The sequence below is a fragment of the Solemya velesiana gill symbiont genome, assembly GCF_002020805.1.
GTDB lineage: Bacteria > Pseudomonadota > Gammaproteobacteria > Chromatiales > Chromatiaceae > Sedimenticola_A.
Map to the genome: position 1 here is coordinate 18,490 of NZ_MPRJ01000024.1, position 8,697 is coordinate 27,186.

Below are 8,697 nucleotides of genomic sequence, written 5' to 3' on the forward strand. Positions count from 1 at the left end.
ACTAATCATGCCAATCAGGTTTTCATTTATAAAAGCAGCAGTTACGGCACACGAAGGAGTGAGTCGACTCGACAGCAATCCAGCAATTGTCAGAAACCCTACAAGACAAGCATCGTATAACCGTATGTTTCAATAGGCTTTCTTCAATTGGCCTGCCTCTTGCAATTGGTAGTGGAAACGATCAATTAAAGGAGTTTGAAAATGGCCACAACAAGTTTGCAGGACCTCGTAAGCGGTATTGCGACAGGTGAGATCGCGCCCTACCTGGGCCCAGGCGTCCTGAAAGGCGCGAACAGTGTTGAAACCGGCGAGCCGATCCCTGCAGACAGCGACAGCCTGATCCTCGCCATGAACAATGGCAAGCCGATGGCGCCACGTCTCATGTATGAGTTTCCACGTGCAGCCATGGATGCAGAGCTAAAGCGCGGAAGGACTGCACTGCACCGTTTCCTTGAAACCACCTACGGCACCACCCAATGGACCCGTGCGCCTATTCATGACTGGCTGGCCGGCATCAAGCCACCCTATGTCATCGACATCAACCGCGACACCCAACTCCAGGACAGCTACGCCGAAACGCCCCATACCCTGATTCGAGGCATGGCCCGCGTTGGCGGTACCGATTACCGCTTCCGTATCCATCACTACGACGGGGGAAGTTACTCCGAGGAAGAGATCGACCAGGACGAGGTCGACACCAGCCTGCCCGTGCTGTTCAAACCCATGGGCAGCCCGATACCTGACCCGACCTATATCGCCTCGGACGCGGACTACGTGGACTACATCACCGAACTGATGGGCGGCTTCGCCATTCCCCGCTTCATTAAGAACTATCGTATCGGTAAACAGTATCTGTTCATCGGCCTGCGCATGACCCGCGACACCGAGCGCATGGTGCTGTCGGACATGATCTATGCAGCTACCGAACCCAAGGGCTGGGCGTTGATCCCGGAGCCCTATGATAAGGAGCGCCGTTTCTGCAAGCGCCTGGACATCGAGATCATCGAGGCTGACGTGGACGATCTTCTTGCAGCAGCTACTGGCACCTTTGGTGAGGGTGCTGCCTGAACATGGGGAAGTTTGTACCCTGCCAAGGCAAGCATGCCTGTCGCAACGATGAAATTCGCTGCCTCACCTGCGGCCGTGGTCTCAATGAGGTCGAAAAGCTTCGACATTTGATGGATCAACTCGCGTTGATGGCTATCGATTATGACTACGAGAATGTTGATGAGTACAGCTGCTACGTGGCCAGGAAGCTGAAAAAAATGATCGTCTACCGTCGGGAGAACAGTTGAATGATGCTGCTTATTAACCCTGACGATCCACGCTATCGCCTCGATGTCAAATCAATGGATGAGACCCATCTAGAGTTCATCGAACTGGTAAACAAACTGGGCAGCGCCCACAGGGATGAGTTCAGGATTCTCTTCGAGGATCTCGTAGAGCACACAAAGGCCCACTTCAATGCGGAAAACGAACTGATGCACGAAAGTGGCTTTCCAGCCATACGCGAACACATGGGGGAGCATGAGCGCATTCTCGGTGATCTGAACCGAATGGAGATGCGGGTTTCCCTCGGCAATACGCTGATTCCACGTGCGTACGTGAAAGACAGTCTTCCCGGCTGGCTCGAACTGCATGCACAAACAATGGACAGCGCACTGACAGCGCATCTCAAAAGCCGAATACAGCACACGATCCAAATTGACACTTAAACATCCAAACTAACGAGGTTTTACATGGCATTGCAGAAATACAAAGATTCCGGACTTCTGTTCAACAACAACTTCCTTGATGAGACCAGCGAACCCGGAGTCTATGGCTATCGCGGCGAACTGGTACTTGTGGAAGGTGGCATCGCCGACGCCAAGGGACATGCCAAGCCACCGGAAGAGGTCATGCGCGGCGTTGCCATTCTGACAGACGAGAAGATAAAGATGCTGATCGGCGCTATCGATCAGCTGGAGGCACTCTCCACCTTCATCGACAAGTACAAGAATGACTTCACCCCCGACATGGAGGTGGTGCTCTACGTGGTGAACATCGACAATCCCATCCAGGTGGAGGCCGAAGGGATCAATTTTGTCCTGATTCCCCTGGTACAGGGTGTTCCGTGGAACGAGATGATCGAGACGAACTCGGCCTGGAGAAGAGCGACTTCAAGGGACAGTCCGCTGCAGACAAGATCCTAACCCTCTACAACGAAATGAAGGACCACAAGCCCAAGTACCCGACTGCCAACCTGGATGATGCCTTGGCATCAACCAACGATACGGTGCGTGAAGGCTGGGGCGCGGTTTAAGAAAAAATGAACGGACAGCCTGCCTCCGGCAGGCCTGTTCGAGTCATGTTGACAGGGTCTAATGTCTGGACTCATTTGCCACTTCCAACAGCGCAAATGTCTGCTTCTCGCAGGAAATCCTGACATCCTTGCTCAACGCCTTTAACCAGTAATTCGGAATAGCGTCGACACCGTAGAACGCACCTGCCAGCATACCGGCAATGGCACCGGTGGTATCGGCATCCCCTCCCCTGTTCACCACATCAACAAGGATTGACTCAAAATCATCGTTGTTGAAAAAAGACTGAAATACCGCCTGCAGAGTCTCGACTATCCATCCGCTAGGATTATCCACCGACCTGCGATTAAACCGGTAAGCACGGTGACTTTCCACCAGGCTGTTGGCGATATCTAGCAGTTCCTGTTTTGCTGCATTTTTGAAAGCGAGGCGTAGCATCTGCAGGATTGCTTCGGTTCCTGCATCAGCCTGTTTGTTGTGGTGGGTAATATGGGACTGTGCACGGGATGCGGCAACAAGTTCATCCCACCTGGCATTCCAATAGGCAATAGCCACAGGCAATGAACGCATGCATGCACCGTTACCGGCATCAAACTCGTTTTCCTGAACCGATGTTTCTCCGCTATTGCGGTAGTGAACAATACCTCTCCTGACGGTGTTACCGATATCCACCGGCTTACTGCGCATCCATTCACTGAATGCTTCAGCCACCGCTTTAGCCTCCACCTCACCCTTTTCGATGATGGTCTGGCCCAGTGCCAGGCTCATCTCCGTATCATCGGTCACCTGGCCGGATTTAAGGTGAAGCCAACCTCCACCGCAGATCCGGTTGTGAACGTCGTGCTTCTCCCTGATCTCCCTTGGGGTGAGAAACTCGGTAGTGGCCCCCAGGGCATCACCAACGGCAAGCCCCAGGTAAGCCCCCAGCGCACGCTGTTCCAGGCCTATGCTAGGGTTATCAGCAGACTGTTGCGTGGTTGTGGAGGCAAACATAGGGGATTACTCTTCAGGCCCGAAACAAGCGGCATAGTCGGTACAGACTTCACAGCTGGGAGCACGGCAAGTGTAAATACCCTCGGTCTCACATAGCTGCTTGTAAAGAAACTTCTTCCACTTCATGTCCCTGGTGTTATGGATGGCCAGGGGTCGGAAGTTTTCAAGCATCAACCGGGTTAAATCCGGCCGCTCCCACAGCCCCAGATCCTGCCACAGGTGATCGCTTCCCAGGCATCCGGCTATGACGATGCTGGTCATCCAGGTTTCAAACTGGCTGCAGGTTGTGCGTGAGGCCAAAAGCAGCTTGCGCAGATCATTCATTTCCGCTCCGCGCTCAAGATCCACACCCAAACCAATGTCTCGCATTTCGCGTATATCAAATTTTGGGAAATGGTGTTGCATCATGCGACTGAAATCGTGCTCACCCAAACCGATCCATTCAGGCATGACGCCTTCGCCAGCCATCCAGGAAGCAAGAATGCGCGCCAGGGTCTCCTCCACTGGATCACCCCGACGCGCAGTCATCAGCCTGGCATAGGCGGCTTGGGGACTCTCTATTGCCAAGGCAGCGAAGGCCATCACTGGGCCTCGTACTCGACGACGATATCCTCATCCCTGGGGATGAACTGGCATGCCAGGCGCCATTTACTTGGCAGATCGTCCACGATCAACTGCTCCAACTCCTCCTTGCTGATCCTGCCCAGTTCTCGCAGCACCTGTTTCTCCTTCTCTTCCAGGTGGTAGCCCATGGGTGTCTTGTCACCGATATAGGTCACCTGGATTGCACAGCTGCCGCAGTTGCCGTCGCCACAATCGAAATTGATGGGTATCTTGTTGGTCTTGGCAATCTTTAGAACGGTCTCGGTAAAGCTGCCGGCTACGGCATAGACCGTCTTGTCCTTGTACTCGGGATTTGAAAATGTAATCAGTGGCATCGTACTCTCCTCCCACTCAGGCCGGTTTCACTTTACAGTCACCGAGGATCTGGGCCTGACAGGCCAGGCGGTCGTGACGGCCCGCCATATTCTCTTTCAGCACCTTTTCTTCAAGTACCGAAGGTTCGGTCAGATTGTTCCAACCGTCTTCCACGTGCATCATGCAGGTACCGCAATCACCCTCGCGGCATCCATAGATGATGCCTGCGCCGATCTTTTCAGAGACTTCGATGACACGGGTACCCGCCGGTACGTTGACCGTCTGCTCGATGTCGGTAAATGATATTTTTGCCTTAGCCATAGTTTTTCACCTTGCTGCTAGTGTTAAATACCTGGTGTATCCAGGCGGTTTAGCTGTGCACTTCGTCTGTATCATGTCTTCCGGATACGGCCTACATGAGGTCTGCAAAATCGATGCCACGCTTTTCGCTGCTTTTTCCGGTTAACACCTCTGCGATCTGCAGACCAAACGAACGACACGCCTCCAACTCCTCCTCCGTTGGAATCAACTTGACTCTCAGCCCCTCTCTGGGGATGTGCATCTTCAAACCGCGCATGCGGTCCTCTATCATTCGCACCGCCTCTCCACTCCAGCCATAGGAGCCGAAAGCACCGCCCAGCTTCCCCTTGAGATTGACCACGGCCAGGGACGAGAGCAGGTCCCCTACGGGCTTGACCGCGTCACCATTGATGGTGGGGAAGCCGAACAGCAGGGCATCCGCCTCTTCGATGAGATCCACGAAAGGCTCTGTCTCCCCCCAGATTGAAACCCTGACCCCATCGAGATCACCCGCCCCTTCTGCAATCTCTTCAGCCATGCGCGCGGTGTTGCCGTAAGAGCTCATGTAGAAAATGATCATTGACTGGTCGCTGTTGCCAATCTCTGTTGCGAGGCTTGAAGTTGAGAGCTCTCGATAGTGGCTCACATAGCGCCTGGGACGCTCGCGAAGAATCGGTCCGTGGGTCGGCGCGATAAGTTTCAGCCTCAATGGCTCGATCAGTTTGAGCGCGTCCATTACATGCTTTTTGAACGGACGCATGATGTGTGCGTAGTAGTAATCAAAGGAGAAACGAAAGTCGCCGACCTGGCCGTTGAACAGACGCTTGTCGCAGTAGTGGCAACCGAACACGTCGCCGGAAAAGAGCACCGCCTCCTCTTCCAGGTAGGTGCGCTGGGTATCAGGCCAGTGAAGAAACGGGGTATGCAGAAAGCGAAGTGTACGATCACCCAGCTCAACCGTATCGCCGGTATTGACCGTGGTGTATTCAAACGCGCCCGTTGTCGGTTTCAGCAGCGCCTTGAGCATGGAAGTAGCGCGCCGGGAGATGTAGAGCTTAGCCTGGGGCGCACGACGCATCAACTCTGGCAGTGCGCCGGTGTGATCAGGTTCCAGGTGATTGAGCACGATCGCCTTGATGTCACTGTAATCGACTTCGGATTCCAGCCGCGCAAAGAACTCATCGCTGAAATTCTTTTTCACTGTATCGATTACCGCCACCCCATCACTGCCCTTCACCAGGTAGGCGTTATAGGTGGTGCCGTTTGCGGTACTGAGAATGATGTCGAACGTACGCAGCGTGGGATCGAGCGCACCGATCCAGTAGACGCCGTCGGCAAATTCCACGACATCACGGTGGACAAATACGTCGATCTGGCTGTTCATGCCGGCTCCTCACACGCCGGGTCGACTCCCTGCATCGGACAGGACTGAAGATCCTCTTCAGGGTCTAGGTTGATGTCCAGTGCAACTAGTACCGGGCCATCAACGAAGCCCCCTTGCTTAAGTTCGCCCAGCCGCATCAGGGGACGCCGTATCAATATGGGCTCAGCGAGCATCAGGGAGAGTGCCTGGTCCTCGCCCAGTTCATGAATGTTGAACCAGCCTTCCTTCAGTGTCGGTGCACTCATGTTGAACCATTCCGCTACCGGCAAATTGGAAAAGTATGGGCGCAGTGAGTCCTTGGTCCATGACTCACTCAGCAGGTCGCGAACGTCCAACTGAAGACCAAAGCTCTCCAGCAAGACCTTCTGTTGACGGTTGCCAATGCACCCCGGCTTTTCGTAGAAGACCAACGGGCTCATGGTTCCGCTTTGCGTCTGCTCTCCTGCAGGCACATGTAGAGCGCCGACTGCCGACGCCAGAGTCGGTCGGGCATGTGCACACCTTTTGGTTTGCGTGGTGTCACCGGCTTGCGGCTGCTACGGACCAAGATCCTTAGCCAGCGATGGGCGAGGGACGGCAACGTTTCCTGTTTGTGCGTTTCCTGGTGCGATGCGCGAAGTGCAATGTCCATTGTCATGCCTCCTGTTATCTTGCCTGGATCTCAGCCATCACCTCGGCCATACGCTCCGGCGGTATACCGGTAAGTGATCCCGGTGGATTGGCCGCATCGCCAAACGGGCTGAGAATTGCACCCTCGATGGGACAGATACTCACGCACTGGGGATCGGCGAAATCACCCTCGCATTCGGAGCATTTCTTTGCATCGATAAGGAAATGCGGACGGGCTTCGTAAATCGCTTTGCTGGGGCAGATCGGTTCACAGGCCCAGCAGTTGACGCAGCTTTCGATAATCTCGTATGCCATTGTTCAAACTCCTCAGGCGCTGGCCTGTATCTCAGACTTGGCTGCATCCTTTTCAGGCAGTCCCTTTTCCACCATCTCTGCATAGACGGCAGCCACCGCCTCTTCGATAGATTCCATGGCGTGCTCACCGTTAGGCTCTATACCTGCCTCTTCCAACTGCTCCCAGGGCTCGTATCCGATCTTGGAGCAGAGCACCGTTTCACAACCGTCGAGGGTGCGAATAATCTTTTGCAGGGTTGTTTCCGCATCGCCGCAAGTGTCACCGCCGCTGCAGTAGATATCCACCTTGCGGTGACCGATAAATCGTACGTCGGTCATGGAAGCCTCGTAGATGAGGAACTCCCTGGCATGCCCGAAGTGTTGGTTGATTACTCCGCCGCCGGAAGTGGTTACTGCCATGAGCACAGGGCGTGTCTCTTTGTTAGGTGTTTTGATGGAGGAAAGGGAGATAAAGGTCTCATTCGTGTTGTTGCGCTGGGCTTCCAAGGTGGCGAGGGCCGCCTTCTGGTACTCTGCGCGTTTTTCCATGGCTGCACCGTAGTCGATGTCCATCTCTTCCACCTTCTCCATGGTGAACTCGTCGCCACGGTCTTCACCCAGCATGCCCACAGCATCTGCACGGCACTGGCGGCAGTGGCGCATCATGTTCATGTCACCGGCGCACTTGTCCTGCAGTTCCTGCAATTCGTCGTGGGTTGGACCGCGCTGACCCATGACACCATAGAAGGTGCCGTGCTCCTCTTCGGCAATCAGCGGCATCACGTTGTGCAGGAAGGCGCCTTTCTCCTTGACGATCTTGCTCACCTCCTCCAGGTGCTTGTCGTTGACACCTGGAATCATCACCGAGTTTACCTTCACCAGGATCCCTCGATCGGTGAGCATCTCCAGCCCCTTCTGCTGATGCTCGATCAGGATCTTGGCACCCTTGCGGCCGTGGATCCGGCGATTGTTCCAGAAGATCCAGGGGTAGATCTTCGCACCGACATCCGGGTCGACACAGTTGATAGTGATGGTGACGTGGTCGATATTGTGCTTGCACAGCTCGTCCACCTGCTCGGGCAGGGAAAGGCCGTTGGTGGAGACACATAGCTTGATGTCCGGCGCCTTCTCGGTGAGCTGACGAAACGTATCGAAGGTGCGCTCCGGGTTGGCCAGGGGATCTCCAGGGCCTGCGATACCGAGTACTGTCATCTGTGGGATATTTGCAGCGACCGCCATCACCTTCTTCACCGCCTGGTCCGGTGTCAACAGTTCCGAAACCACTCCTGGGCGTGATTCGTTGGAGCAGTCGTACTTGCGGTTGCAGTAATGGCACTGAATGTTACAGGCGGGGGCCACCGCCACATGCATGCGGGCAAAGTGGTGGTGGGCATCCTCCGAGTAACAGGGATGGTCCTTGACCTTGTTACGGATGTTATTCGGCAGGTGCGACAGCTGGTCACTGCTGCCACCACAGCCAGAGGAACTACACCCGGACTCTGTGTTTTGGCCAATTACTGTCAATTCCATCATAGCGTCTCCAAATAAGTACCCCTTGTGGGGGTATTTCTTTTCTGGAAGCTATAATGCAAACGGCGTGCCTATTGTGTTTAAGATTATAAGCTACTGATATTTATATCTTAATATTTTCTGCCAGCCAGGATGTAAGGTAGGCGACAAGACAATTCATGGGTTGTGTAAGGTGTGCTACGGAGGACTTGCAGGCATACCAGGCAGCCTACTTTCCATCTTCAAATTCGGGACATCAATTTAGCTGTAACGTTTGTATATCAACTAGTTGGTCACGCGTAAAGTTAACAATCGAATTGTGTAGCTTGATATAATGAGGCATGGCAAATAAAACAGCACCATTTTGTATCACAAAAGATGTCCGAGAAG

At 54.1% G+C, this 8,697-nt stretch carries 13 protein-coding genes; 4 read left to right on the forward strand and 9 right to left on the reverse strand.

From position 1 onward, the window contains the following. Positions 1-201 precede the first annotated feature (201 nt). The 4 genes from BOW53_RS05270 to BOW53_RS05285 are packed head-to-tail and all read left to right on the forward strand — an operon-like array spanning position 202 to position 2,192. The gene (locus BOW53_RS05270) at positions 202-1,068 is read left to right on the forward strand and encodes an SIR2 family protein (protein ID WP_078486479.1); all 867 of its coding nucleotides are present in this window, start codon (positions 202-204) and stop codon (positions 1,066-1,068) included. Positions 1,069-1,070: 2 nt separating this feature from the next. After that, the gene (locus BOW53_RS05275) at positions 1,071-1,295 is read left to right on the forward strand and encodes a hypothetical protein (RefSeq protein ID WP_078486481.1); all 225 of its coding nucleotides are present in this window, start codon (positions 1,071-1,073) and stop codon (positions 1,293-1,295) included. Then, a complete protein-coding gene (locus BOW53_RS05280; RefSeq protein WP_078486482.1) occupies positions 1,296-1,715 on the forward strand; it encodes a bacteriohemerythrin in 420 nt (139 codons plus the stop codon). It begins immediately after the preceding gene. A 24-nt stretch (positions 1,716-1,739) separates the two neighbouring features. Next, positions 1,740-2,192 carry a hypothetical protein gene (locus BOW53_RS05285; protein WP_078486484.1) on the forward strand — a complete coding sequence of 151 codons (453 nt, stop codon included), beginning with the start codon at positions 1,740-1,742 and terminating at the stop codon, positions 2,190-2,192. Between the two features lie 168 nt (positions 2,193-2,360). On the opposite strand, the gene draG is transcribed toward BOW53_RS05285, so the two are convergent. From draG to nifB, 9 genes are all read right to left on the reverse strand, one after another. Next, positions 2,361-3,293, reverse strand: a complete 933-nt coding sequence (draG, locus tag BOW53_RS05290) for an ADP-ribosyl-[dinitrogen reductase] hydrolase (RefSeq protein ID WP_078486486.1) — start codon at positions 3,291-3,293, stop codon at positions 2,361-2,363. Positions 3,294-3,299: 6 nt separating this feature from the next. Next, on the reverse strand, positions 3,300-3,875 hold the full coding sequence (locus BOW53_RS05295) for a nitrogen fixation protein NifQ (RefSeq protein ID WP_078486487.1): 576 nt from the start codon (positions 3,873-3,875) through the stop codon (positions 3,300-3,302). Continuing rightward, positions 3,875-4,231, reverse strand: coding sequence for a 2Fe-2S iron-sulfur cluster-binding protein (locus BOW53_RS05300; RefSeq protein WP_078486489.1), 357 nt, complete (start codon positions 4,229-4,231; stop codon positions 3,875-3,877). The genes BOW53_RS05295 and BOW53_RS05300 overlap by 1 nt, the downstream gene beginning before the upstream one ends. A 16-nt stretch (positions 4,232-4,247) precedes the next feature. Further along, complete coding sequence (locus BOW53_RS05305; RefSeq protein ID WP_078486491.1) at positions 4,248-4,532, reverse strand: 2Fe-2S iron-sulfur cluster-binding protein; 285 nt, start codon at positions 4,530-4,532, stop codon at positions 4,248-4,250. A 91-nt stretch (positions 4,533-4,623) separates the two neighbouring features. Next, positions 4,624-5,895, reverse strand: a complete 1,272-nt coding sequence (locus BOW53_RS05310; protein ID WP_078486492.1) for an FprA family A-type flavoprotein — start codon at positions 5,893-5,895, stop codon at positions 4,624-4,626. Continuing rightward, positions 5,892-6,347 (reverse strand): ArsC/Spx/MgsR family protein, encoded by a 456-nt coding sequence (locus tag BOW53_RS05315; RefSeq protein ID WP_342748407.1) that lies wholly within the window; start codon positions 6,345-6,347, stop codon positions 5,892-5,894. The genes BOW53_RS05310 and BOW53_RS05315 overlap by 4 nt, the downstream gene beginning before the upstream one ends. After that, positions 6,311-6,526 carry a hypothetical protein gene (locus BOW53_RS05320; RefSeq protein WP_078486496.1) on the reverse strand — a complete coding sequence of 72 codons (216 nt, stop codon included), beginning with the start codon at positions 6,524-6,526 and terminating at the stop codon, positions 6,311-6,313. The genes BOW53_RS05315 and BOW53_RS05320 overlap by 37 nt, the downstream gene beginning before the upstream one ends. A gap of 14 nt (positions 6,527-6,540) precedes the next feature. Next, positions 6,541-6,819, reverse strand: a complete 279-nt coding sequence (locus BOW53_RS05325; protein WP_078486498.1) for a 4Fe-4S binding protein — start codon at positions 6,817-6,819, stop codon at positions 6,541-6,543. 12 nt (positions 6,820-6,831) lie between these two features. After that, the gene (gene nifB / locus BOW53_RS05330; RefSeq protein ID WP_078486500.1) at positions 6,832-8,328 is read right to left on the reverse strand and encodes a nitrogenase cofactor biosynthesis protein NifB; all 1,497 of its coding nucleotides are present in this window, start codon (positions 8,326-8,328) and stop codon (positions 6,832-6,834) included. Positions 8,329-8,697 lie beyond the last annotated feature (369 nt).